The organism is Sphingomonas sp. GW821-FHT04B01 (genome assembly GCF_059420425.1).
Map to the genome: position 1 here is coordinate 352,938 of NZ_JBWKTR010000003.1, position 25,087 is coordinate 378,024.

22 protein-coding genes and 2 riboswitches are annotated in these 25,087 nt (G+C 69.6%); of the genes, 10 read left to right on the forward strand and 12 right to left on the reverse strand.

Annotated features, from left to right (window positions below):
* Positions 1-37 precede the first annotated feature (37 nt).
* From AC07UH_RS10475 to rpsI, 3 genes are all read left to right on the forward strand, one after another.
* Complete coding sequence (locus AC07UH_RS10475) at positions 38-1,075, forward strand: COX15/CtaA family protein (RefSeq protein WP_495179874.1); 1,038 nt, start codon at positions 38-40, stop codon at positions 1,073-1,075.
* A 138-nt stretch (positions 1,076-1,213) separates the two neighbouring features.
* The gene (rplM, locus tag AC07UH_RS10480; protein WP_038660554.1) at positions 1,214-1,693 is read left to right on the forward strand and encodes a 50S ribosomal protein L13; all 480 of its coding nucleotides are present in this window, start codon (positions 1,214-1,216) and stop codon (positions 1,691-1,693) included.
* Positions 1,693-2,241 carry a 30S ribosomal protein S9 gene (rpsI, locus tag AC07UH_RS10485; RefSeq protein WP_038660557.1) on the forward strand — a complete coding sequence of 183 codons (549 nt, stop codon included), beginning with the start codon at positions 1,693-1,695 and terminating at the stop codon, positions 2,239-2,241. The genes rplM and rpsI overlap by 1 nt, the downstream gene beginning before the upstream one ends.
* Before the next feature lie 274 nt (positions 2,242-2,515).
* On the opposite strand, the gene AC07UH_RS10490 is transcribed toward rpsI, so the two are convergent.
* From AC07UH_RS10490 to AC07UH_RS10500, 3 genes are all read right to left on the reverse strand, one after another.
* Complete coding sequence (locus AC07UH_RS10490) at positions 2,516-5,059, reverse strand: TonB-dependent receptor domain-containing protein (RefSeq protein WP_495179873.1); 2,544 nt, start codon at positions 5,057-5,059, stop codon at positions 2,516-2,518.
* A 132-nt stretch (positions 5,060-5,191) separates the two neighbouring features.
* Positions 5,192-5,521: a hypothetical protein gene (locus AC07UH_RS10495; RefSeq protein ID WP_137896908.1), complete on the reverse strand. Its 330-nt coding sequence runs from the start codon at positions 5,519-5,521 to the stop codon at positions 5,192-5,194.
* Entirely contained in the window at positions 5,518-7,737 is a 2,220-nt protein-coding gene (locus tag AC07UH_RS10500) for a ribonuclease R family protein (protein WP_495179872.1), read from the reverse strand. The genes AC07UH_RS10495 and AC07UH_RS10500 overlap by 4 nt, the downstream gene beginning before the upstream one ends.
* A gap of 79 nt (positions 7,738-7,816) precedes the next feature.
* On the opposite strand from AC07UH_RS10500, the gene trhO reads away from it, so the two are divergent.
* Positions 7,817-8,755, forward strand: coding sequence for an oxygen-dependent tRNA uridine(34) hydroxylase TrhO (gene trhO, locus AC07UH_RS10505; RefSeq protein ID WP_495179871.1), 939 nt, complete (start codon positions 7,817-7,819; stop codon positions 8,753-8,755).
* A 275-nt stretch (positions 8,756-9,030) separates the two neighbouring features.
* Here the strand turns inward: trhO and proS are convergent, their stop codons facing one another.
* The 7 genes from proS to AC07UH_RS10540 all read right to left on the reverse strand — a co-directional run bounded on the left by proS (position 9,031) and on the right by AC07UH_RS10540 (position 17,087).
* A complete protein-coding gene (gene proS, locus AC07UH_RS10510) occupies positions 9,031-10,560 on the reverse strand; it encodes a proline--tRNA ligase (RefSeq protein ID WP_495179870.1) in 1,530 nt (509 codons plus the stop codon).
* Between the two features lie 86 nt (positions 10,561-10,646).
* Positions 10,647-11,165 carry a CcdC protein domain-containing protein gene (locus tag AC07UH_RS10515; protein ID WP_495179869.1) on the reverse strand — a complete coding sequence of 173 codons (519 nt, stop codon included), beginning with the start codon at positions 11,163-11,165 and terminating at the stop codon, positions 10,647-10,649.
* Between the two features lie 174 nt (positions 11,166-11,339).
* Positions 11,340-12,914, reverse strand: a complete 1,575-nt coding sequence (gene gcvPB, locus AC07UH_RS10520; RefSeq protein WP_137896903.1) for an aminomethyl-transferring glycine dehydrogenase subunit GcvPB — start codon at positions 12,912-12,914, stop codon at positions 11,340-11,342.
* The gene (gcvPA, locus tag AC07UH_RS10525) at positions 12,911-14,269 is read right to left on the reverse strand and encodes an aminomethyl-transferring glycine dehydrogenase subunit GcvPA (RefSeq protein ID WP_495180470.1); all 1,359 of its coding nucleotides are present in this window, start codon (positions 14,267-14,269) and stop codon (positions 12,911-12,913) included. Before gcvPA ends, gcvPB begins: the two co-directional genes overlap by 4 nt.
* Before the next feature lie 248 nt (positions 14,270-14,517).
* The gene (gene gcvH / locus AC07UH_RS10530) at positions 14,518-14,889 is read right to left on the reverse strand and encodes a glycine cleavage system protein GcvH (protein ID WP_038660583.1); all 372 of its coding nucleotides are present in this window, start codon (positions 14,887-14,889) and stop codon (positions 14,518-14,520) included.
* Complete coding sequence (gene gcvT / locus AC07UH_RS10535; protein ID WP_495179868.1) at positions 14,889-16,094, reverse strand: glycine cleavage system aminomethyltransferase GcvT; 1,206 nt, start codon at positions 16,092-16,094, stop codon at positions 14,889-14,891. The genes gcvH and gcvT overlap by 1 nt, the downstream gene beginning before the upstream one ends.
* A gap of 58 nt (positions 16,095-16,152) precedes the next feature.
* A riboswitch (glycine riboswitch) is annotated at positions 16,153-16,259 on the reverse strand.
* A riboswitch (glycine riboswitch) is annotated at positions 16,260-16,352 on the reverse strand.
* A 99-nt stretch (positions 16,353-16,451) separates the two neighbouring features.
* A complete protein-coding gene (locus AC07UH_RS10540) occupies positions 16,452-17,087 on the reverse strand; it encodes a hypothetical protein (protein ID WP_249340451.1) in 636 nt (211 codons plus the stop codon).
* A 169-nt stretch (positions 17,088-17,256) separates the two neighbouring features.
* Here AC07UH_RS10540 and ispH point away from each other — a divergent pair, with 169 nt between their 5' ends.
* Genes ispH through rnhA form a run of 3 tightly spaced genes read left to right on the forward strand, consistent with a single transcriptional unit; the run spans position 17,257 to position 19,695 of the window.
* Positions 17,257-18,228: a 4-hydroxy-3-methylbut-2-enyl diphosphate reductase gene (ispH, locus tag AC07UH_RS10545; RefSeq protein ID WP_495179867.1), complete on the forward strand. Its 972-nt coding sequence runs from the start codon at positions 17,257-17,259 to the stop codon at positions 18,226-18,228.
* Positions 18,229-18,280: 52 nt separating this feature from the next.
* Positions 18,281-19,234, forward strand: coding sequence for a homoserine kinase (gene thrB, locus AC07UH_RS10550; RefSeq protein ID WP_495179866.1), 954 nt, complete (start codon positions 18,281-18,283; stop codon positions 19,232-19,234).
* Positions 19,231-19,695, forward strand: a complete 465-nt coding sequence (gene rnhA / locus AC07UH_RS10555; RefSeq protein ID WP_038660592.1) for a ribonuclease HI — start codon at positions 19,231-19,233, stop codon at positions 19,693-19,695. The genes thrB and rnhA overlap by 4 nt, the downstream gene beginning before the upstream one ends.
* A 154-nt stretch (positions 19,696-19,849) precedes the next feature.
* Here rnhA and AC07UH_RS10560 read toward each other — a convergent pair whose 3' ends face one another.
* Entirely contained in the window at positions 19,850-20,929 is a 1,080-nt protein-coding gene (locus tag AC07UH_RS10560; protein ID WP_495179865.1) for an NAD(P)/FAD-dependent oxidoreductase, read from the reverse strand.
* Positions 20,926-21,858 (reverse strand): alpha/beta fold hydrolase, encoded by a 933-nt coding sequence (locus AC07UH_RS10565; protein WP_495179864.1) that lies wholly within the window; start codon positions 21,856-21,858, stop codon positions 20,926-20,928. Before AC07UH_RS10565 ends, AC07UH_RS10560 begins: the two co-directional genes overlap by 4 nt.
* A 51-nt stretch (positions 21,859-21,909) precedes the next feature.
* Here AC07UH_RS10565 and AC07UH_RS10570 point away from each other — a divergent pair, with 51 nt between their 5' ends.
* The 3 genes from AC07UH_RS10570 to AC07UH_RS10580 all read left to right on the forward strand — a co-directional run bounded on the left by AC07UH_RS10570 (position 21,910) and on the right by AC07UH_RS10580 (position 25,081).
* Complete coding sequence (locus AC07UH_RS10570; RefSeq protein WP_137899848.1) at positions 21,910-22,377, forward strand: A24 family peptidase; 468 nt, start codon at positions 21,910-21,912, stop codon at positions 22,375-22,377.
* Positions 22,378-22,455: 78 nt separating this feature from the next.
* Positions 22,456-23,490: a Flp pilus assembly protein CpaB gene (cpaB, locus tag AC07UH_RS10575; RefSeq protein WP_038660604.1), complete on the forward strand. Its 1,035-nt coding sequence runs from the start codon at positions 22,456-22,458 to the stop codon at positions 23,488-23,490.
* A 1-nt stretch (position 23,491) separates the two neighbouring features.
* The gene (locus AC07UH_RS10580; RefSeq protein ID WP_495179863.1) at positions 23,492-25,081 is read left to right on the forward strand and encodes a type II and III secretion system protein family protein; all 1,590 of its coding nucleotides are present in this window, start codon (positions 23,492-23,494) and stop codon (positions 25,079-25,081) included.
* The last annotated feature ends 6 nt before the right edge of the window (positions 25,082-25,087 follow it).

Genomic DNA, 25,087 nt, shown 5'->3' on the forward strand with positions numbered 1-25,087 from the left:
GCTGGCGACGCCCGCGCAAAGCGCGTATGGCGGCGGCATGCTCCAGCCCAGTGCCGCCTTCCTCTCGCGTGCCCGGCCACGCAGCGTCGCGCGGTGGCTGTTCGTCGTCGCCGGTCTCATCGTCGCGATGGTCGTCGTCGGCGGGATCACCCGGCTCACCGAATCGGGCCTGTCGATCACCTCGTGGAAGCCGATCAGCGGCATCGTCCCGCCGCTGACCGAGGCGCAATGGCAGGCCGAATTCGCCGGCTATCGCCGTATCCCCGAATATGCCGCGTTCAACCAGGGGATGACGCTGACCGGCTTCAAACACATCTTCTTCTGGGAATATGCGCATCGCCTGCTCGGCCGGATCATCGGCCTCGCCTTCGCGGCGCCGCTGCTGTGGTTCGCGATCCGCAAGCAGATCCCGGCCGGCTACGGCTGGCGGCTGGTCGCCCTGCTCGCGCTCGGCGGCTTCCAGGGTGCGATCGGCTGGTGGATGGTCGCCTCCGGCCTGTCGGTGCGCACCGACGTCAGCCACGTGCGGCTCGCGATCCACCTGCTCACCGCGCTCACCATCCTCGCCGGCATCGTCTGGACCGCGCTCGACCTGCGCGCGCTGCATCGCAGCCCCCTCGCCCATCCGGCGCGGTTGACCGGCGTCGCGATCGCCGCGCTGGCGCTGCTCGTCGTCCAGCTCCTCTATGGCGCGTTCACCGCCGGGCTCGACGCCGGCTATGCCTTCGCGAGCTGGCCGCTGATGGGCGATGCGCTGTTCCCCGCCAACGTGCCGATGGTCGATCCCGGCTGGCGGAACGCGGTCGACAATCCGGTGGTCGTGCAGTTCATCCACCGCTGGTGGGCGTTCGTCACCGCCGCCGGGCTGGTCTGGCTGGCGGTGCGCGCGACGCGCACCGGCGCGAAGGCGAGCTGGTGGGTGATCGCGCTGGTCGCGTTGCAGATCGTGCTCGGCATCGCGACGCTGCTCAGCGGCGTCCAGATCGACCTCGCCGTCGCGCATCAGGCCAATGCCGCCCTGCTGCTGATCGCCACCGTCTTCGCCGCCCATGCGGTCGGCCGCCAGACCGCCTGAACGAGCCCATGGTACTATTTTACCCGTCAGCAAAGCCGCGCTTTGCTTGACTTTCGGGGGGACTTCCAGCAGTAGCGCGGTCAATCACGCCGTCCTCCGGGGCGGCGTGCATCGTTTCAAACTGGAAGGTCCAACGCCATGAAGGCGCTCATGAAGACCACCAAGTCGGCCAAGCCGCACGAGGTGGAGAAGAAGTGGCATATCGTCGATGCCGACGGCCTGGTGGTCGGTCGCGCGGCGACGATCATCGCCAACGTCCTGCGCGGCAAGCACAAGACGTCGTTCACCCCGCACGTCGATTGCGGTGACAACGTCATCGTCATCAACGCCGACAAGATCCGCTTCACCGGCAACAAGGCCGCGAAGAAGGTCTATTACAAGCACACCGGCTATGCCGGCGGCATCAAGGGCATCACCGCCGCCAAGGTCCTCGACGGCCGCTTCCCGGAGCGCGTTCTCGAAAAGGCCGTCGAGCGCATGATCCCGCGCGGTCCGCTCGGTCGCGAGCAGATGCGCAACCTGCGCATCTTCAAGGGCAGCGAGCATCCGCACGAAGCTCAGAACCCGGACGTTCTCGACATTGGCGGCATGAACCGCAAGAACAAGGTGGGCGCGTAATGACCGACAATCGCCAGTCGCTTTCCGACCTCGCGTCGCTGACGCAGCAGCCCGCTCCGGCCGCCGCCGGCGCGCCCGCGATCACCACCGACGGTGAGGCGCCCGCCGCCCCGACGCAGGTGCTCCCGGTCACCCCGCTGCGCGAGCAGGTCCTCGACAAATATGGCCGCGCCTATGCGACCGGCCGCCGCAAGGACGCCGTCGCCCGCGTCTGGCTGAAGCCGGGTTCGGGCAAGATCACGATCAACGGTCGCGATCAGGAAGTCTATTTCGCGCGTCCGACGCTGCGTCTCGTCATCAACCAGGTGTTCGGCATCACCGAGCGCGAAGGTCAGTATGACGTGATCTGCACCGTCAAGGGCGGCGGCCTCTCGGGCCAGGCCGGCGCGGTCAAGCATGGCATCAGCCAGGCGCTGACCCGCTTCGAGCCGGTGCTGCGTGCGCCGGTCAAGGCGGCAGGCTTCCTGACCCGCGACAGCCGTACCGTCGAGCGCAAGAAGTACGGCCGTGCGAAGGCACGCCGCAGCTTCCAGTTCTCGAAGCGCTAAGCGGTTCGCGAACCACGGTTCCGAAAGGGGCGGTCCGGCAACGGGCCGCCCTTTTTCGTGGCGGCCGTTAGCCCGGCGAGCGCCGGGACCGATAGGAAACGCCTGATTACCTCGGAGCCCCCCCCAGTGCTCCCGCGCAGGCGGGAGCCCAGAACCAAGTGAAACAACGTCTGATGGCGTGCGTGACTCTTGGTCTCCCGCCTACGCGGGAGCACTGGTGGAGCTCGTAGGGTGTCGCGACCGTCGGATTGGCGAACAGGGCGCAACGCCCGCTTCAGAACAGCTTGCGCACCGACAGCTTCACGATCCGGCCATAGGGATCGAGGAACGCCGGCTGGAAGCGATAGGGCGTCACCCCGTTGCGGTCGCGCACCGCGATCCGATCATTGAGAATGTTGTTTACCTGGAGCTGGAAGCTGAGGCTCTTCGCCCAGGTCGCCTTGGTCAGCTTCTCCGCGTCGATCGTACTGTAGAGCGCGAGGAAGGTCCGCGCCGAGAAGCGCAGGTCCGATGCCGCGATCGTGCTGCGGACGCGCGTCGGCGCCTGCCACATGCCGAAGATACCGCCCTGGGCCGGACCGTAGGACCCACCGAGCGATCCCTGCGCCTCGTAACGTGGCCGGCCGCCATTGCCGCTGATCGATTGGCCGTCGAGCAGATCGAGCGTCGGCTGACCGGGCTGCGCCAGCAGCCGGTCGTCGATCCGTGCCGTCATGGTGACGAAGGCATAGAGCGACGGCCGCGGCTTGGGGGGCGGCGGTGGCGGCGCGTCCTTGGCCGGCGGCGTGGCGAGCGGTTTCGGCTCCGGGCCGATCATCGTCCAGAGCGACATCTTGCCCTGGATCTTGCGTTCGCGCTCGCGCGCCAGATTGACCGGGCGGACGTCGACGCTGGTCAATTGCCCGGCCGCATCGCGGACGAACCGGTCCGGAAACGCCGATTGCAGCGCCACCGTCACCGCCTGGAGATAGCCGATCTGGCCGTCGATCCGCGTCGCGATATAGTCGAGGTTGAAGCGCAGCTCCTTGCCCTTGATCGGTTGCCACGCCAGCCCGGCGGTATCGACCTGCCGCCGCTCCGGCCCCAGCGCGGGATTGCCGCCCGCGGTCACCGCGACGAGGCCGCTGGTGCCGGTGACGAAATCGAAGAACGGCGCATTGGGAACGATGACCACCGGATTGGTCAGCAACGCGATATCGGGCGCCGTCTGGCTGACGTTGGTCGAGACGGTGAACTGCAACGGCGCGACCGGCGTCCAGATCAGGCCAAGATTGCGGCTCGCGAGGCTGCCGTAATCGGACACCGCCGACACGCCGAGCGATGCGTTGGCGGAAAGCGACCCGATCGCATCGAGCACGCCGCGGCTCGCCGAGGCGATCGGCAGGTCGAGCGCGACGCTGCCGCTCTTGGTCACCCGGCGCAGGTCGAGCAGCGCCGCCGGCGTGTCGGTCGCGACGCCGCCGCTGGCCGAACGGGCGAAATCGCCGGTCAGCGTCATCTGCGCATCGCCCGCGGGCAGCGCCAGCAGCGGCCCGACCACGGTCGCCTTGCCGACCAGCGTCTGCACCACCGTGCGGCTGCGGCTGACCAGCCGGTCGACGACGGCATTCGCGCCGAGCGGCTGGAACGGATCGGCGCCGGCGTCGATCGCCGCCTGGATCGCGTCGGTCGCGATGCCGCGATCGACCGCGGCGGTGGTCCGCGCGCGATCGTAGCTGCCGGTCACCGTCCAGATCCACCGTTTCAGACTGCCCTGCACGGTGCTGCCGGCATGGAGCGAAAGCGCCTGCGTCCGCTGACGCAGCGTCCCCGCCTCCGGCAGATAGCGATAGAGCAGCACGTCGGTGGCGAAGGGCGACGCCGGATTGCCGGCGGGCACCCGCAGCACCGCGGTCGGCAGGCCCGCCAGCCCGACGCCGCGCTGCGCCTCCATCGTCAGGTTGAGCGACGCGGTCACCGTCTTGCCGATCGGCACCGATTGCGTGCCGTCGACCCGCAACTGATCGCGGCTCGCGAGCGACTGATAGGGCGCCAGATCGGTGACCCGGGGAACCCCCGCGGCGTAACCGGCGAGCGTGCCACGCGCGGCGGGATCCCCCGGCACCGCCGCCGCGGTCACCGCCCTGCCCGCCAGCGCATTTAGCGCCGGATCGATCGCACCGCCGCCGATGCCGGTGACGTTGCCGGTCAGGTCGAACAGGTTGCTCGCATCCGGCACCGTCGACCGCCGCGCCCCGGACAAGGGGTCCTGCCGGTCGTAATTGATCGTCACCGAGGTGCGGCGCGCATCGTCGAGCCGCGTCGAGCCGAGTTCGAGCGCGGCGGTGCTCGCGCCGCCATCGGTGGTGGTACCCGCGCCCTCCTCCACCGCGAGCGAGCGGAAATGCTTCTTGGTGATGAAGTTGGTCACCCGCACCGTCGGCGGAAAGCCGAACCGCGCCGATTCCTGCTCGGGCAGGATCTCGGTCCGCTCGATCGCCTCGGGCGGCAGCGTCCGCAACTCGCCATAGCCCGAAATCCGCCGGCCGTTGAGCAGGAACACCGGGTCGGCGCCACTGTTGGAGGTGGTCAGCGGCTTGAGCAATTTGAAGATGTCGTCGATCCGCGTCGCGCCCAGCGCCTTGAGCGCCTGCGCGTCGAGCACCGCGACCGGCGCGGCATCGCCGATCACCGACCCGCGCAGCCGTTCGCCGGTGATGACGATGTCCTGCGGCGTATCGTTTTGGACTGCCGGCGCCGCAGCCTCCTGCGCCTGTACGGCCGGGGCGGTCGCCAATAGCGCCACGCCGGCGAGCCGATATCCTATCCCGACCGCCATCCCCCCCGACCTTCCCCCCCGCCCGCGCCGAAAGACGAAGACTATGGAGCGAAAGACGAAGTGACAAATCGATTGTGCGATCGTCTTGTTCGCGCAGGACAGTTCAGCGCCGAAACTTGACGATGTCGGCGATTATCCGCGGTAGAACACCAACGCGACTACGACGATCAGCAGCGATACGATCAGCAGCACCGGCACGCGCCGCGCCCTACGGCCTGCCGCGGCGGCCTCGTAGGCATCCATGTCGAAATAGAAGCGCCCCGCCGCCGGCATGCGGATCGACCCGTCGGCGATCATCGCCGCGAACGCCTTCGCCTCGCGGCCCGCGGCGGGGGTGAAGGGGATCGCATCCGACGCGGTCACCGCCCGCGCCTCGACGAAGCGTGGCGCGATCGTGCCGTGGACCAGATAGCGGTCGCGCACCGTGCCGCGTGGCTCGACGCGGGTCAGCCGGCCGCTCATCGCCGCTTGCCCTGGTGGCGGACGTTCGCCGGGCGGCCGCGATGCTTGATGACGCGATCCTTGCGCCCCGACCCGACGTGTCGCGGTCCGGGTGCCGCGCCCTTGCCGCCGGGCAGTTCGAAGCGCAGCGCGCCCGACACCGGATTCGCCTCCGCCAGCCGCAGGTCGATGCGCTGGCCAAGCGTATATTCCTCGCCAGTCTGCTCACCGACCAATTTGCGTGCCGCCTCGTCGAAGCGAAAATATTCGCCGCCCAGATCGCGTACCGGCATCAACCCGTCGCCGCCGATCCCCTCGACAGTGGCGAAGAAGCCGTAATTCTGCACCCCGGTGATCCGCGCCGACAGCGTCTCGCCGACCTTCTCGGCGAGATAGGCTGCGACATAGCGGTCGATCGTGTCGCGCTCCGCCTCCATCGCGCGGCGTTCGAGGCCGCTGATCGTCTCGCCGATCACGTCCATCGCCGCCGCGTCGGTCTGGCCCAGCCCGCCCTCGCCGAGCCGATAGGCGGACACCAAAGACCGGTGGACGAGCAGATCGGCATAGCGCCGGATCGGCGAGGTGAAATGCGCATAGGAGCCGAGCGACAGGCCGAAATGCCCCTGATTGGCCGGGGCGTAATAGGCCTGCGTCTGGGTGCGCAGCACCTGTTCCATCACCTGCGGCCGGAAATCGGCGTCGCCGACGCGGTCGAGCACGTGGTTGAACGTCGCCGGACGGATCACCTGCCCCAGCGCCAGCGGTACGTCGAACGTCTCCAGATACTCCTTGAGGGCGACCAGCTTCTCGCGGCTCGGCGGTTCGTGGACGCGATACATCACCGGTGCCTTCTTCGCCTCCAGCGCCTTGGCGGCGGCGACGTTGGCGGCGATCATATAATCCTCGATCAGCCGGTGCGCGTCGAGCCGTTCGCGCGGCGCCACCGACATGATCCGCCCCATCTCGTCGAGCACCACCCGCCGCTCGGGCAGGTCGAGGTCGAGCGGCTCGCGCGCATCGCGCGCCTTGGCGAGCGCACGCCAGCAGGCCCAGAGCGGCGTCAGCACGTCGATCATCCGCCCCTCGCCGGCGTCGATCACCGCCTGCGCATCCTCATACGCCAGGTTCGCCGCGATCCGCACCCGCGCGCGCGTGAAGCGCCAGCTCTTGAGCGCGCCCGACTTGCCGACCTGCAAAAGGCAGACCAGCGCCGCGCGATCCTCGCCCTCCTTGAGCGAACAGACTTCGGCGGACAGGATCTCGGGCAGCATCGGCACCACGCGGTCGGGGAAATAGACCGAATTGCCGCGCCGCCGCGCCTCGCGATCGATCTCGGAGCCCGGGCGCACGTAGAAACTGACGTCGGCGATCGCCACCACCGCCCGCCAGCCGCCGGCATTGGCGGGATCGTCGTCGGGCGCCGCCCAGACCGCATCGTCATGATCGCGCGCATCGGCCGGATCGATCGCGACGATCGGCAGATGCGTCAGGTCCTCGCGATCGTCGCCGAGCGGCTGCTGCGACACCCGTGCCGCCTCGTCGAGCGTATCGCCGCTGAACACGTCGGGGATGCCGAGCTTGTGGATCGCGATCAGCGAGAAGCTGCGCGGCGCGAACGGATCACCCAGCCGCTGGACGACGCGCACGCTGATCCGCGGCGGCCGGCCGGTCATCTCCGTCATCACCAGATCGCCCGCCTCGGCGCCGCCGGTGTCGGAGACGGGAAATTCGCGCCGGTCCTTCTTCTCGACCCCGGTCAGCCAGAACCGCTCCCCCTCGCGGCGCAGCACGCCGAGCACCTGTTCGGACGCCTTGGCGAGCACCTTCATCGGATGCGCGATCCAGCCGTTCCCGGCCTCCTCGGTCCGCGCGAGGATGCGCTCGCCGATCCCCAGCGCGCCCCGCTTGCGTTCGCGGACGCGCAGCCGCGGCGGCGGCGTTTCCGCCTCCCAGCGATCGGGCACCGCCCAGACGTTGCCGCCGTCGTCGACGTCGGCGACGCGCAGCACCGTGACCTTGGGCAGGCCGCCCATCTTGTGGAAGGCGCGGCCGGGGGCGCCGTCGATCAGCCCCTCGTCGGCCATGTCCTTGAGCATCGCCTTCAGCGCGATCTTCTCCTGCGCGGTCAAGCCGAACGCCTTGGCGATCTCGCGCTTGCCGGCGGGAACGTCGGAGGTTTCGATGAACTGGAGGATCTGCGCCTGCGTCGGCAGGCCGGGTCTGGTCTTGTTTTTCACAGACCAGAGATAGGGACTGCACCCGCCGCCGTCATGCCCCAACTTTGCGCGGACGCGCCGGAGGGTCTACAGGCGCGCCATGCCGCCGATCCGCGTTTGTGCGCTCTACCGCTTCACCCCCTTCCCCGACCCCGCGGCCTTGCAGGCGCCGCTGCTCGCCGCCTGCGAGGCCGCCGGCGTGCGCGGCACGTTGCTGCTCGCGCACGAGGGGATCAACGGCACGATCGCCGGCCCCGACGCGGGCGTCGACGCGGTGCTGGCGCATATCCGCGCGCTGCCCGGCTGCGCGACGCTCGACGTCAAGGACGCGCGCGCCGACGCGATGCCCTTCCACCGCACCAAGGTGCGGCTGAAGCGCGAGATCGTGACGATGGGCGAACCCGCGATCGACCCGCTCGACGCCGGCCATTACGTCGATCCGGCCGAATGGAACGCGCTGATCGCCGATCCCGCGACCCTGGTGATCGACACGCGCAACGATTACGAGGTGGCGGTCGGCAGCTTCGCCGGCGCGGTCGATCCGCAGACGCGCACCTTCCGCGAATTCCCGGCGTGGTTCCGCGCGCATCGCGGCGAACTGCTCGCCGGCACGAAGCAGGTCGCGATGTTCTGCACCGGCGGCATCCGCTGCGAGAAGGCGACCGCCTTCCTCAAGGCGGAGGGCGTCGAGGACGTCTTCCACCTCAAGGGCGGCATCCTGCAATATCTCGAGGACGTCCCCGCGGAAGAGAGCCGCTGGCAGGGCGAATGTTTCGTCTTCGACGAACGCGTCGCGGTCGGTCACGGCCTGACGCCGGGAACGCACGGCCTGTGCCGCGCCTGCCGGATGCCGGTGTCGCCGGCCGACCGCGCCTCGCCGCTGTTCGAAGAGGGCGTCAGCTGCCCACGCTGCCACGCCGCGCGCAGCGAAACGGATCGCGCCCGCTATGCCGAACGGCACCGCCAGGCGCTGCTCGCCGAGGCACGCGGCGAGGCGCATGTCGGCCGGCGGTACGAAGAGGACACCTCTCCTTCCTGAAAGTCAGCGGCCGGGGTGTCCGCGTTACAGATACGTCTCACGACCGTGCGTCGCACCGTCGCATGCCGCTCCCCCGCTCGCCAAGCATACTCCGTCACCCCGGACTCGTTCCGGGGTCCACGCCGCGGCGAGGAGACCGGCTTGAGGGGAAACCATCCTTTTGCGGCTCGGTGGACCCCGGAACAAGTCCGGGGTGACGAGTTTTTGGACGAGCCCGATCGAGCCTCATCCTCCCGCTCTTCCTTTAGGAGGGCTGAGCGACTTACCGAGACGCCTCAATAGCTCCGCGCAAGCAGCACCCGCTCCACCGCAGGTCCGCCGGTGAACACGCAGGCGCCATCCGCCGCCGCCGCATCGGACGGCGCGTTGCGGATCGTCAGCTTGAGCGCCTTCAGCCGCTCGACCACCGCGTCGAGCGCCGCGCCGGTCGGCCGCGCCCATTGCACCTCGACCCAGCCGGGATTCTTCACGCCCTCGGCGAAATGCGCCTCGACCGCGGCGAAATCCGCCGCCGGCACGATCGCCGCCTGCATCCGCGCCCGCGCCTCGTCGTGCAGCGCCTGCTGGATCGCCGCGAGCAACGCCGGCGCCTCCGCCTCGAAATCGCCGCGCGCCATCACCTGGCTATCGAGCTTGCCGTCCTCGCGATACAGCCGGTCGCGGCGGATCACCGAGACGTTGCCGCCCGCCATGTCGCGCCCGCCGATCTCGATGACGATCGGCGCGCCCTTCTTCACCCAGCCCCAGCGCTTGGTCGCCGCCTTGGCCGGCTTGAGGTCGAGCAGCGCGCGCACCGGCTCGCCGAGCGCGGACAGGCCGGCGAGGTTCGACTGGATGTCCTTTGCATAAGCGATCAGCGCCTCGTCCTCGGGCTGGTCGCGCAGCATCGGCACGATCACGATCTGCCACGGCGCGATCCGCGGCGGCACGCGCAGCCCGTCGTCGTCGCCATGCACCATGATGACGCCGCCGATCATCCGCGTGCTGACCCCCCAGCTCGTCGTATTGGCCAGTTCCAGCTCGCCGCTGGCGTTCTGGAAGCGGATGTTCTGCGCGTGCGCGAAATTGGTGCCGAGGAAATGGCTGGTCCCCGCCTGCAACGCCTTGCCGTCCTGCATCATCGCCTCGATGCTGTAGGTCGCGACCGCACCGGGGAAGCGCTCGTTCTCTGGCTTCTCGCCGGCGACCACCGGCAGCGCGAGGCAGTCCTCGGCGAAGCTGCGATAGACTTCGAGCATCTTGCGCGTCTCGTCGCGCGCCTCGTCGGCGGTGGCGTGGGCGGTATGGCCCTCCTGCCAGAGGAACTCGCTGGTGCGCAGGAACATGCGCGTCCGCATCTCCCAGCGCACGACGTTCGCCCATTGGTTGATGAGCACGGGCAGGTCGCGCCACGACTGCACCCAGCGCGCGAACGCCGTGCCGATCACCGTCTCCGAGGTCGGCCGCACCACCAAAGGCTCCTCGAGCTTGGCGGCGGGATCGGGCATCAGCCCGCCCTTGCCGTCGGGGATCAGCCGATGGTGGGTGACGACCGCCATCTCCTTGGCGAAACCCTCGACGTGCTCCGCCTCCTTCTCGAAATAGGAGAGCGGGATGAACAGCGGGAAATAGCAATTCTCATGGCCGGTCGCCTTGATCCGGTCGTCGAGCAGCCGCTGGATCCGCTCCCAGATGCCATAGCCCCAGGGGCGGATGACCATACAGCCGCGCACGCCCGATTCCTCGGCGAGATCGGCCTCGGCGATGACGGATTGATACCAGGCGGCGAAGTCGGCGTCGCGCGTGACGGAAAGAGCGTGCTTCATGGCGTGGACGCCTAGCCAAAGCGCTTCGGCGCGTCACCCCCCTCACGCACTGGCCGCGAACCGTGATCGGCGCGACGTGGGAAGCGCTACGGAGTCACGACCGGGCCGGCCGCCAACATCCGCTTGCCGCGGAGATACATCTCCAGCCGCTGCGCGCTGAACAGCCCTAGCGCCAGCGCCATCAGCACGTCGGTGATCGCCATCGGATCGAGCCCCGCCGGCCCCGCATAGCTCAATGCGCCGCGCGCGCTGCTGCGCACGACGATCAGCAGCACGATGAACAGCAACGCCGCCGGCGACGAGGTCTGGCCGAGCCGGTGCGTCTCCGGATCGAGCGTGATCCGCATCATCTTGCCGCGCTGCCAGCCGAGCGCCGCCCCCAGTGCCAAAGCGACGAGGCAGAAGGCCCAACCCCAGCCATGCGGCGGAAAGCGCGTGAAGGTGAAGCCGATCACCACCGCATAGAAAGCGGGCAGGATCCACAGATGTTCGAGCTTGAGCGGCCGCACCCGGCTCATCCGCTTCCAGCGGATCGCCATCACCACCGCGACGACCACGAGCGGGATCGCATAGCTGATCCACCCGCCCGGTTGCTGTCCCTGCATATGTCCGTGTCCCCGCCCGTTACGGGACAGAAACTAAAGCCACCGACGGCATTGCGAAAGGGGGTATCCTAGCCCCAACCTCCGTCACCCCGGGCTCGACCCGGGTCCCGCTACGCCCGAAACGCGAAGGTAGCGGGACCCCGGCTCAAAGCCGGGGTGACGAGGGAGCTGCCTTTATTCCGCCGCCTGCGCCAGCGGCTGTTCCTTCCATACCAGCACCGGCTTGCGCGCCGCCTGCGTCTCGTCGAGCCGCGCACGCGGCGCGAAATGCGGCGCGGTCTTGAGGCTGGCGTCGCCGGCCTTGGCCCGTTCCGCCACGCTGCGCAGCGCGCCGACGAACTGGTCGAGCGCCGCCTTCGATTCGGTCTCGGTCGGTTCGACCAGCATCGCGCCGTGGACGACGAGCGGGAAATAGACCGTCATCGGGTGGAAGCCCTCGTCGATCAGCCCCTTGGCGACGTCGAGCGTCGAGAAGCCCTCGGCGAGATTGGCGTCGGAGAAGATCGCCTCGTGCATGCACGGCCCCGACTTGGCGAAGGGCGCGTCGAGCGTCCCCTCCAGCGAGCGCAGCACGTAATTGGCGTTGAGCACCGCATCCTCGGCGACCTGCTTGAGGCCGTCGGCACCGTGGCTGAGGATATAGGTCAGCGCGCGGGTGAACATCCCCATCTGGCCATGGAAGGCGGTCATCCGGCCGAACGTGTCGGGATGATCGTCGCCCGCAGTCTCTTCCTCAATGAGCTGGATATGGCCGTCGGCCATGCGCGCGGTGAACGGCAGCGGCCCGAAGGGGCTGAGCGCCTCCGACAGCACCACCGGCCCGGACCCCGGTCCGCCGCCGCCGTGCGGGGTCGAGAAGGTCTTGTGCAGGTTGATGTGCATCGCGTCGACGCCGAGGTCGCCGGGCCGCACCCGGCCGACGATGGCGTTGAAATTGGCACCGTCGCAATAGACGTAGCCGCCCGCATCATGGACCGCATCGCTGATCGACTTCAGGTCGCGCTCGAACAGGCCGCAGGTGTTGGGGTTGGTGATCATCACCGCGGCGACGTCCGGCCCCAGCCGTGCCTTCAACGCCGCGGTATCGACGCGGCCATCGGCGGTGGCGGGGATATCCTCGACGGTGAAGCCGGCGAAGGCCGCCGTGGCGGGATTGGTGCCATGCGCCGATTCGGGCACGAGGACGACCTTGCGATGGCCCTCGCCGCGCTTCTCCAGCGCCGCCTTGATGCACAGGATGCCGCACAATTCGCCGTGCGCGCCGGCCTTCGGCGACATGGCGACGCCGTGCATGCCGGTGAGCTTGATCAGCCACACCGCCAGTTCGTTGATGACCGCGAGCGCGCCCTGCACGGTGTCGACCGGTTGCAGCGGATGTACGTCGGCGAAACCGGGGAGGCGCGCCATCTTCTCGTTGAGCCGCGGATTGTGCTTCATCGTGCACGAGCCGAGCGGGAACAGGCCGAGGTCGATCGCGTAATTCTGGCGGCTGAGCCGCGTATAGTGACGGATCGTCTCGGGCTCGGACAGGCCGGCAAGCCCGATCGGCGCCTTGCGGCTAAGATCGCCGAGCCGCGACCCCGCGACGTCGCCCTCGGCGAAATCGACGCCGGTGGTCTGCGTATCACCGATCTCGAAGATCAGCGCCTCTTCCAGCATCAGCGCCTTATTGCCGGTGAAGGTCGGTGCGGCGCCATTGCCGCCGCCGGCGGTCATCTCGGGACGCCAGCCGCTCTGATTGATGCTCATGCCAGAACCTCCTCGAGTGCGGCGGCAAGGGTTTCGACGTCCTCCGCGGTCGTCGTCTCGGTGACCGCGACGATCAGCCCGTTGGCGAGGCCCGCCTCGTCCGGATACAGCCGGCCGAGCGACACGCCCGCCAGGATGCCGCGATCGGCGAGCGTCCGCACCACGGGGCGCGCCTCGACCGGCAGCTTCAGCGTGAATTCGTTGAAGAAGGTCTCGGTGACCAGCTCGACGCCCGGCACCTTGGCGAGGCGATCCGCGGCGCGGCACGCCGCGGCGTGGTTGATCCCCGCCAGCCGGCGCAGCCCCGCCTCGCCGAGCAGCGTCATGTGGATCGAGAAGGCGAGCGCACAAAGGCCCGAATTGGTGCAGATGTTGCTCGTCGCCTTCTCGCGACGGATATGCTGTTCGCGCGTCGACAGCGTCAGCACGAAGCCGCGGCGACCCTCCGCATCCACCGTCTCGCCGCAGAAGCGGCCGGGCATCTGGCGGATGTACTTCTCCTTGCAGCCCATCAGCCCGACGTACGGACCGCCGAACTGGAGGCCGACGCCGAGCGACTGGCCTTCGCCGACGACGATATCGGCGTCCATCTCGCCCGGCGAGGTGATCGCGCCCAGCGCCACCGGCTCGGTGACGACCGCGATCAGCAGCGCCTTGTTGGCGTGGCAGGCGTCGGCGAGCGGCGTCAGGTCGGCGATCCGGCCGAGGATATCGGGATATTGCACGACGACGCACGACGTATCGCCGTCGATCGCGGCGATCATCGCATCGATATCCGTTTCGGCGGTCAGCGCCGGCGTAGAGGTTTCGAGATGATCGCCGGTGTATTTCGCCATCGTCTTGGCGACGCTGACATAATGCGGGTGGAGCCCGCCCGACAGGATCGCCTTGCCCTTGCGGGTGATGCGCCGCGCCATGCCGATCGCTTCCCAGCAGGCGGTCGAGCCGTCGTACATCGACGCGTTCGCCACGTCGGTGCCGAGCAGCCGCGCGACCTGCGTCTGGAACTCGAACAGCATCTGCAGCGTGCCCTGCGCGATCTCGGGCTGATACGGCGTATAGGCGGTGAGGAACTCGCCACGCTGGATCAGGTGATCGACGCTCGCCGGCACGTGATGGCGATAGGCGCCCGCACCGAGGAAGAACGGCACTTCGCCCGCGACCGTGTTCTGGCGGGCGAGCGCGGTCATATGCCGCTCGACCGCCAGTTCGGAGGCGTGGTTCGGCAGGTCATGGATCGGGCCGGACAGGCGGGCGGCCTCGGGCACGTCGACGAACAGATCGTCGATCGATCCCGCACCGATGACCGCGAGCATCGCGTCGCGGTCGGGCTGGGTAAGCGGCAGGTAGCGCATCATCATTCCCTTGAGAGCCCCGCCTGTGGGAAGGGCCTTTACCTATGGCGACGGGCTGAGGTTCGATCGATCATCCCCGCAGGTCCCGTCACCCCGGACCAGTTCCGGGGTCCACCGGGCAGCAGGGGCGCCCTATCGTTTCAGACCGTCCTCCTCGCCGCCGCGTGGACCCCGGAACAAGTCCGGGGTGACGTATCAAGCGCGGCGAGGCATCGACCAGAGCGGAGCACCAATTGCGAGGCTGATCGTTACAGCTTGGCGACGAAATCCGCGTAGGCGGCTTCGTCCATCAGCGTCTCCAGCTCGGCCGGATCGCTGAGCGTGATCCTGAAGAACCAGCCTTCCGCTTCCGGATCCGAGTTGACGAGGCTGGGATCGTCCGACAGCGCGGCATTGCCCTCGGTCACCGTCCCCGACACCGGCGAATAGACGTCCGACGCGGCCTTGACCGATTCGACCACCGCGGCCTCGTCGCCCTTGCCGAGCTGCTTGCCCGCCTCGGGAACGTCGACGAACACGATGTCGCCGAGCTGGCCCTGCGCATAATCGGAGATGCCGACGGTGCCGGTGTCGCCATCGACATCGACCCACTCATGATCTTCGGTGAAATAACGGCTCATCACTTGCCTCCTGCGCGGACATAGCGGTGGGGAACGAACGGCATCGGAGCGACCGTCGCCTCGTGGATCTTGCCGCGCTGGACGAGGCGCAGCGGCGTGCCGGCCTCGGCGAGCGCGGCGGGAACATAGGCCATGGCGATCGGCGCACCGACGCTCGGCGCGAAGCCGCCGCTGGTGACGCGGCCGATCACCGCGCCCTCGGCGTCGACGACGCTCGCGCCCTCGCGCACCGGCTGGCGCCCGGCGACCGACAGGCCGACGCGCTTGACCGCGGGACCATCGGTCCGCTCGGCGAGGATACGCGCGGCGCCGGCGAAATCGGCGGCCTCGCGGCGGCGCTTGGACAGAGCGAAGCCGAGATCGGCCATCACCGGCGTCGTCTCGGGATCGAGATCGTGGCCGTAGAGCGGCAGTCCGGCTTCGAGCCGCAGCGAATCGCGCGCACCGAGGCCGATCGGCTTGACCTCGGGCTCGGCGCAGATCGCATCGGCGAAATCGGCGGCGGCTTCGGCGGGGATCGAAATCTCGACGCCGTCCTCGCCGGTATAGCCCGAACGGCTGATCCACAGCGCATGGCCGTTCCAGTCGAACGCGCCCGCGGTCATGAACACGAGGTCCTCGACGCCGGGGATCAGGCGCGACACGGCGGCGACCGCCTTGGGCCCCTGCACCGCGAGCAAGGCCTGATCTTCCATCAGGTTCATCGTCAGATCGTCGGGCAGCACGTCGAGCAGATAGGCGAGATCGTCATATTTGGTCGCGCCGTTGACGACGACGTAATGGCTCGCCGCGCCGAACGGATGCGCGCCCTCGGCGGGCAGCGTCGTGGCCATCAGATCGTCGAGGATGCCGCCCTCGTCGTTGAGCAGCAGCGAATAGCGGATCTTGGTCGGCGCGAGCCCGGCGATATCGCCCGGCAGCACCGCTTCGAGCGCCTTGGCGACGCCGGCGGCGTCGAGCCCGTCGCCGGTGAAGCCGACCTGGCCCATATGGCTGACGTCGAACAGGCCGGCGGACTCGCGCGTCCACAGATGCTCGGCCATGATGCCCTCATATTGGACGGGCATTTCATAGCCGGCGAACGGCACCATGCGGCCGCCGCGGGCGCGGTGCCAGCCGTCGAGCGGCAGCAGCTGGATTGCGGGCTCGTCGCCGTCGAGGTCGTCGAGCGGGTCGGGCAAGGTGTCTGGCAGCGAATCGCTCATCAACCGTCTCCAAGAAAGGCACGGGACCAAAGACGGCACGGGGCCGCAATCGATCCGTCATACCCCCTCTGTCACGGTGACCTGAGAGCTTTGACCCGGCGCGTCTCCGCAGCGGGCTTACCCCTTCGGTGGCTCCTCAAAGGAACGCTTTCCAGAGTGTCGATAAGGCAGCGCGCGGTCCCGTTTGCCTGAGAGATTCCGGGGTGGTTGCTCCTTCGGCGGCCTCCTTGTGAAGAGGCTCTCTCCCGCGCCCGCCCATGCCGGTCGCCCGGCATCGACGCGTGGTGCTGTGACGGGCGGCGGGGCCTTAGTCAATGCGGAAACGCCCTCCCCTCCCTGCGCGGGAAGGGAAGAGAATCAGCGTTGCGCGTTATACTTCAGCTGGTCGTCGGTGAGCTGGAAGCCGACCAGCGCCTCGAAGGTCGCGCGCAGGACCGCGGAGCGCACCTCCGGCCGCGCCAGCGGATCGGTCGCGGCATCCTCGTCGCCCGCCTTGCGCTTGCGGGTGAGCTGGTTGCGCACCTCGTCGGGCAAGGTCGCCGCCGCCCGCGCGATCTGCGTCGAGGCGGTGCCCTGCGCCTGCGCGCGCGCCTGCCCGGCGTCGAAATGCACCGCGATCTGCCCCTTGCGCTTGGCGGTCACCGCCGAGCCGCCGCGGACGATCGCGATATAATAAGGCAGCACCACGTCGCGCGGGCCCTCGGTCCGCGTCCGCCGCGCGAGCACGTCGAAGGTGACGCTGGTGGCGATCTGCTCGCCGGCGTCGTTGCAGGCGCCGCGCACGTTGGTCATGCTGGCGACGACGTCGATCGCGCTCGCGTCGCGGCTCGTCGCCGGATCGAACAGGGTGATGTCGCCGGTACCGGCGGCGACGCCGACCGTCGGGCAGGCGGAGCGCACGGCGGAGATGCCGCCTTCGACGATCTCGCCCTTGCTGGCGCAGCCCGAGAGGATCAGCGCGAGGGCGGACAGGCCTAAAGCCGGGGTTTTCACGAGGACGCGTACCTTTGTCGAACGGACAGTGATGCGCCGCCGGAGAACCCGGGCGATGCGCGGCGCACCATAGGAACCGGCTTTCCCGCGTGCAAGCAATCGCGTACTTCCGCGCGGTGAGCCAATCGCGTACTTCCGTGCGCCGCACCAATCGCGTAGAACCGCCGGCATGGCCTCCCAATTCCCCGCGGACGGCGGCAAGCCCGTCCTCGAACTGCTGATCGCCGCACCGCGCGGCTTCTGCGCCGGCGTCGACCGCGCGATCCGCATCGTCGAACTCGCGATCGAGAAGCACGGCGCGCCCGTCTACGTCCGCCACGAGATCGTCCACAACAAGTTCGTCGTCGACACGCTGAAGGCGCAGGGCGCGGTGTTCGTCGAGGAGCTCGACCAGGTGCCCGACGGCGCGCCGGTGGTCTTCTCCGCGCACGGCGTGCCCAAGTCGGTGCCGGTCGACGCGCAGAACCGCGGCCTCGACTATCTCGACGCAACCTGCCCGCTGGTGTCGAAGGTCCATCGCCAGGCCGAGCGGCTCGTCGCCGCCGGCCGCCACATCGTCTTCATCGGCCACGCCGGCCATCCCGAGGTCGTCGGCACCTTCGGCCAGGTGCCTGCCGGCGCGATGTCGCTGATCGAGACCGCCGCCGATGCCGAGATCTTCGCGCCGGTCGATCCCGACAATCTCGCCTTCCTCACCCAGACGACGCTGTCGGTCGACGACACCGCCGCGGTGGTCGCGGTGCTGCAGCGCCGCTTCCCCAACATGCTGCCGCCGCGCGGCGAGGACATCTGCTACGCCACCTCGAACCGGCAGGCGGCGGTCAAGGCGATCGCCGCGGCGTGCGACGCGATGCTGGTGATCGGCGCCCCCAATTCGTCCAACTCGGTGCGGCTGGTCGAAGTGGCGGAGCGCGAGGGCATCCCGGCGCGGCTGATCCAGCGCGCGGGCGATCTCGACTGGACGTTCCTCGACGGCGTCGGCACGCTCGGCATCACCGCCGGCGCCTCCGCGCCCGAGCTGCTGGTCCGCGAACTGGTCGACCTGCTCTCCACCCGCTTCGCGATCACGGAGCGCGAGGAGGAAACGACGCGCGAGACGATCGCATTCAAACTGCCACGCGGCCTCGACGCCGCGGCATAGGCTGACCGTCCCCCGGCGCACGTCCGGGGGACGTGGAGACTGGGGAGGGATCATGGCCGTCTACACGCACGTCTCGGCCGAGGCGCTGTCCGCGTTCCTGCGCCGCTACGCCGAGGTCGGCGAGCTCGTCTCCGCCAAGGGTATCGCCGAGGGCGTCGAGAACAGCAACTATCTCGTCGACACGACGACCGCGCGTTTCATCCTGACGCTCTACGAGAAGCGCGTCGACGCCGGCGACCTGCCCTTCTTCCTCGACCTGCTCGATCATCTGGCGGACCGCGGCCTGCCGGTGCCGCCCGCGATCCGCGACCGCGACGGCGTCGCGATCCAGACGCTGGAGGGCCGCCCCGCCTGCCTGATCCGCTTCCTAAACGGCGTCTCGGTGACCCGCCCGACGCCGGATCAGGCCGCCACCGCCGGCGCCGCGCTCGGCGCGCTACACGCCGCGGTCGCCGATTTCGACGGCAGCCGGCCCAACAGCCTCGGCATCGCCGACTGGCGGCCGCTGCTGATGCGCTGCGGCAGCGATCTCGACGCCATCGCGCCGGGCCTGTTCGCGCGCGTCGATGCCGCGCTGGCGGCGGTCGAGACGGCCTGGCCGCACGATCTGCCGACCAGCGTCATCCACGCCGATCTGTTTCCCGACAACGTGCTGATGCTCGGCGCACGGGTGACCGGACTCATCGATTTCTACTTCGCCTGCCGTGACATACGCGCCTATGACGTCGCCGTGATGCACACCTCCTGGGCCTTCGATCCGCAGGGCGCGCCGCTCGCCGGCGTCGGCCCGGCGCTGCTCGCCGGCTATGGCGGGGCGCTCGGCCTGTCCGCCGCCGAGCGCGCCGCGCTGCCGGTGCTCGCGCGCGGCGCGTGCATCCGCTTCCTGCTCACCCGCGCATGGGACTGGCTCGACACGCCGGCGGATGCGCTGGTGACGCGCAAGGACCCGCTCGCCTATCTGCGCCGGCTCGACTGGTACGACGCCCATCCGGAGGCCTTTGCATGACCGACCCCGCCGCCCCCCAGCTCGTCGAGATCGCCACCGACGGCGCCTGCAAGGGCAATCCCGGCCCCGGCGGCTGGGGCGCGCTGCTCCGCTTCGGCGGCCACGAGAAGGAATTGTCGGGCGGCGAGACGCTGACCACCAACAACCGCATGGAGCTGACCGCGGCGATCGAGGCGCTGCGCGTGCTCACCCGCCCGTGCCGGATCAAGCTCAGCACCGACAGCAAATACGTCATGGACGGCCTGACCCGCTGGATCCATGGCTGGCGCAAGAACGGCTGGCGCACCGCCGACAAGAAGCCGGTCAAGAATGCCGAACTCTGGCAGGCGTTGTTCGCCGAGACGCAGAAGCACGAGATCGAATGGATCTGGGTCAAGGGCCACGCCGGCAACGCCGACAACGAACGCGTCGACAAACTGGCGAGTGACGCGGCGATTGCGGCGAGCCGCCCGGCGGGGTGACCTGGTCCTCCCCCGCCAGGGGGAGGTGGCACGGCGCAGCCGTGACGGAGGGGGAGGATGGGGTGGTAGCCGCCAATTTTGCTCCCGCCCTATCCTCCCCCTCCACCACTCGGCTGACGCCGAGCGGTCCCCCTCCCCCCTTGCGGGGGAGGACTTAAGCGAACCGCCCCGCGGCATAGCGCGCGACGTCGACCCCCTCGAACCCCGCCGGCAGGGCCGTCCCCAGCAACAGGCTCGCCGCCACCGCCGCGCCGGCGGGCGCGGTCTGGATACCGAAGCCGCCCTGCCCCGCGCACCAGAACAGCCCCGCCACCGCCGGATCGAAGCCGTACACCGGCAACCGGTCCGGCGCGAAACTGCGCAATCCCGCCCAGCGCCGCTCGACTGCCGCGACCCGCCAGTCGACCACGCCCTCGAACCGGTCGACCGCCAATGCGACGTCGATCTCCTCGGGCGCGACGTCGTGCGGATCGACCGGCGTCTCGTCGTGCGGACTCAGCCACAGCCGCCCCGCCTCCGGCTTGAAATAGAAGCGCCCCGCGATATCGGCGACATGCGGCAGATCGGCGCCCGCGGGCGGATCGGTGCGCAACTGCACCATCGTCCGCCGATAGGGCTGGATGCCGAGCGGCGCCGCCCCCAGCCGCACGGCGATGCGATCGGCCCAGGCCCCCGCCGCATTCACCAGCACGCGCGCGCGATACGTCCCCGCCGGCGTCGCGATCGTCCAGATGCCGTCGGCACGCCGCGCCTCGTCCAGCCCGGCGCGCGTCGCGATCGCTCCACCGGCGCGGCGAAATTCAGCCAGATAGGCGGCATGGAGCGCCGCGACATCGATATAGGCGCAGCTCGGCTCGTGCACGCCGAGCGTCCATTCGGGCCGCAGCCCCGGCACGAACGCAGCGGGATCGACGCGGTCGAGCGCCACCGTGGTCCCCTCGAACGCGGCGAGGAAGGCGTCGACCCGCCCGGCATCCGCCGCCCGCCCGATATGCAGCGACCCCAGCGGCGCGAGATAGCCGCCGCCGCGCAACGCCGCTTCGGAGGCGCTGGTCAGCGGCTGGATGCCCGGCCCGCCATAGGTCTCCGACCAGAAGGCCGCCGAGCGCCCGGTGCTGTGATAGCCCGCCTGCGCCTCCGCCTCGAGCAGCAGCACGCGGGCGTGCGGCGCGAGCGCGGCGGCGAGGCTGGCGCCGGCGATCCCCGCGCCGACGATTGCGATATCGTGGATCATCGCAGCCGGTCCAGGAACGCGTCGATCGCGTCGAAGGCACGCCGCCGCACCGCATCGTCCTCGCGCAGGATCTCATGCGCCGATTCGGCACCGAAGCGCACCAGCTCGACCCGCGGCAGCCGCGCCGCCAGCCGCACCGCGGCGCGGGCATCGACCAGCCGGTCGGCATCGGCGACCAGCATCAGCATCGGCACCGCGAGCGTCGCCAGCCGCGGGTCGGCCTGCAGCCGCGCGCCCGAGTCGAACGCCTCGAGCACCCACGCCCAGCTCGGCGGCCCAAGCAGCAGCGACGGATCGCGCGCATACCAGAAGGCCTCGTCGGCATAGCGATCGAGCGAATGGGTGAGCCGCTGCTGGCGATGGCCGGCGGACGCCTTGCCCGGCCGCACCGTCCACGCCGGCCGGGCGGGATCGCCGATCTTCGTCATCGCCCAGGCGACCGCACGACCGGCCCGCGCGCCGAGCGGTGAGCGCACGCCGATCATCGGCGACACCAGCACCGCCGCATCGGGCACGACGCCGCCGTCGAGCATCGCGCGCAGCGCCAGATGCCCGCCCATCGAATGGCCGAGCAGCACCGCCGGTCCGCTCCCCTCGCGCGTCCAGTCGCGCCAGAAGGCGGTGAGGTCGCCCACCCACGCGTCGAAACTGGCGGCATGGCCGACGTGCGGATCGGCGGCGAGCCGCCCGGAGCCGCCCTGCCCGCGCCAGTCGAACGCGGTCACCGACCAGCGCCGGGCATGCAGGTGGCGGATCGTCTCGAGGAATTTCTCGACGATGTCCGCGCGGCCGCCCTGCACCAGGATACGCCCGCGGGCGTCGGGGTGCGGCCAGTCGAAGCGACGGTGGCGCCAGCCGTCGGGCGCCCGCCATTGCGTCAGGCGCGAATCGGCGGGCAGGTCGCGGCGCAGCTCGGCTTGGTCGGTCATCGTTGCTTTGGTTACGGTTTCGCAAGCCATGCCGTCTACCTGTCGCGTCCGATGGGATGGGATAGTCTATTGATCGCGGCGCTGGCCGTCACGCTCGGCGGCCTACTCGTCGCCGCGGGAATCGAGGATGCCCGCACCCGCGAGATCGCCAATGGCAAGAATGCGGCGATCGCGCTGCTCGCGCCGCTGTGGTGGTGGGCGATGGGGCTCGGCTGGGGCGACGTCGCGGTGCAATTGCTCGTCGCGGCGATCGTCTTCGCGGCGTTCGTCGGCGCCTTCGCCTGCGGCTGGATGGGCGGCGGCGACGTCAAGATGATCGGCGCGCTCGCCTTGTGGCTGCCGCTCGGCGGCCTGTTGCAGATGCTGATGCTGATGTCGGTGCTCGGCGGCGCGATCACCGTCGCGATGATGATCGAGCGCCGCTGGCAGCGCCGAATCGGCGAGGTCGAGGTGCCTTATGGCGTCGCAATCGCCGCGGCGGCGCTGCTCGCGCTGCCCGCCACTCTGCCAGCCCTTTGAAGACGAACCGGATTTTAACCAGTCCGCGGCCAAGATGGCCCAATCAACCACCGGTGCGCTGAAAGGCCCGTTGAGACCATGGATAGTCGCAAGATCGTTTTGCTGGTGGGCGCGTTGCTCGTCGCCGGCATCACGGCATTTTTCGCCCGCTCGTTGCTCGTCGGCGCCTCCGCGCCGCAGGCGGTGGCGATGGGCGCCCCCGCCCCGGTCGTCGTCACCGGCCCGGAAGTGCTGGTCGCGACCCGCGCGCTGCCCGTCGGCACGATCCTCGACGCCACCGCGCTCAAGTTCCAGCCGTGGCCGCAGCAGCTCGTCGACAATGCCTATTACCTCAAGGCGGGCACCGACGTGGCGAAACTGACCGGCACCGTGGTGCGCAACGCGATCACCGCCGGCCAGCCGGTCACCCGCGGCGCTTTGGTGTCGCCGGGCGACCGCGGCTTCCTCGCCGCCGCGCTCGGACCGGGGATGCGTGCGGTCACCGTCAGCGTGTCGAGCCAGGCGGCGGTCGCCGGCTTCGTCTTCCCCGGCGACCGCATCGACCTCGTCCTGACCCAGACCGTCAACGGCGGCGGCGACGGCCAGCCGCTCAAGGTGTCCGAGACGATCATGCGCAACGTCCGCGTGCTCGCCACCGACCAGCGCACCGACAATGTCGTCGGCGAGGACGGCAAGTCGAAGGTCACGAGCTATTCGACGGTGACGCTGGAGGCGACGCCGAAGATGGCCGAACAGGTCGCGGTGGCGCGCACGATCGGCGAATTGTCGCTGTCGCTGCGCGCGCTCGCCGACAATTCGACCGAACTCGAAGAGGCGATCGCCAGCGGCGCGGTCAAGGTGCCCGACGGCGACCCGCGCGCCGAAAAGGCGATGATGCTGCGCCTCGCCACCCAGCCGCAGACCGGCGGCACCACCTTCGCCACCGGCGCCGACGTCTCGCGCTTCCAGCGCAGCACCGTGCCGGCACGCGCACCGGCCGCCGGCACCCCGATGGGCACCGGCACCGCACCGGGTGGCGCGCCCGGCGCCGGCGGCGCGACGATCCAGGGCCCGGCCGTGCGGATCGCCCGCGGCAACACCGTGACCGTCGTTCCGGTCGGAGGGAAAAACTGACATGCCTCTCGTCCACCCCCTCCGCACCCGCTGCGGCCGCACCGCCGCCGTCGCGCTGGCGCTCGCCACCACGGTCGCCGCGCCGCTCGCCATCGCCGATGCGCGCGGCACCGGTGCCGATGCCGCGGTCGCCGGCGTCAGTTCGTCGGTCGTCCAGGTCAACACCGGCCGCGGCCGGCTGGTGACGCTGTCGCGACCGATGAGCGACGTCTTCGTCGCCGATGACAGCATCGCCGACGTCCAGGTCCGCTCGCCGACGCAGCTCTACATCTTCGGCAAGAAGACCGGCGAGACGACGATCTCCGCCACCACCCGCGGCGGCGCGGTCGTCTATGCGACCACCGTCCGCGTCGGCAACAACCTCGATTCGATCGCGGCGATGCTCCAGCTCGCGATGCCCGACGCGCGGCTCGTCGCGACGCCGATGAACGGCATCGTGCTGCTCACCGGCACCGTCGCCGGCCCCGGTGACGCCGCCGAGGCCGAACGGCTGGTCCAGGCCTATGTCGGCGACGCGACCAAGGTGCTCTCGCGCCTCAAGACCGCGACCCCGCTGCAGGTCAATCTGCAGGTCCGCATCGCCGAGGTCAGCCGGACGTTCATCAAGAACGTCGGCGTCAACCTGCTGTCGCGGGATACGTCGGGCGGCTTCCTCTTCGGCATCGGTTCCGGTCGATCGCCCGGCACGATCAATGTGAGCCCGACCGCCGCGGACCCGAACGTGGCGCCGACCACCGGCTATACATTCACCAATACTGGCGGCGCGCAGCGGACCACGCTCGGTTTGGCCGGCCGACTGCTCGGCCTCGACATGCTCGCCGCGATCGATCTCGGCGAGACGCTTGGTCAGGTGACGACGCTCGCCAACCCCAATCTCACCGCCTTGTCGGGCGAGACCGCGACCTTCCTCGCCGGCGGCGAGATCCCGATCCCGCTCTCCGGCGGGCTCGGCACCGTCACCGTCGAGTACAAGCAATATGGCGTCAGCCTCGCCTATACGCCGACGGTGCTGTCGGACGGCCGGATCTCGCTGCGCGTCCGTCCCGAGGTGTCGCAGATCGACAATGCCAATGCGGTCAGCGTCGGCGGCACCCGCGTTCCCGGCATCACCACCCGCCGCGCCGAGACGACGCTGGAGCTCGGCTCGGGCCAGAGCATGATGATCGGCGGCCTGCTGTCGAACAGCCACGGCAACAACATCGACAAGACGCCGTTCCTCGGCGACCTGCCGATCATCGGCTCGCTGTTCCGCTCGACCAACTTCCAGCGCAACGAGACCGAGCTGGTCATCATCATCACCCCCTATCTGGTGAAGCCGGTGAGCGATCCCGCCCAGATCGCGCTGCCGCATGACGGCTATCGTGCACCGAGCGATGCCGCGCGAATCCTGCTCGGCGAGGTCGGTTCGGGCGGCAACGGTCCGCGTCCGGTGCCGACGATGGTCCCCGGCGGCCAGCCGCCCGCGCCGACGATCGGCGCCGCCGCGGCGGTGCCGCCGGTGCCGCAGCGTCAGCCCGCGCCCGCCGCCGCCGATCCGCGCGCCACGTCGAAGAAGAAGGGCGCCGTCCCCGCCCCCGGATTTTCCAACTGATGCCCG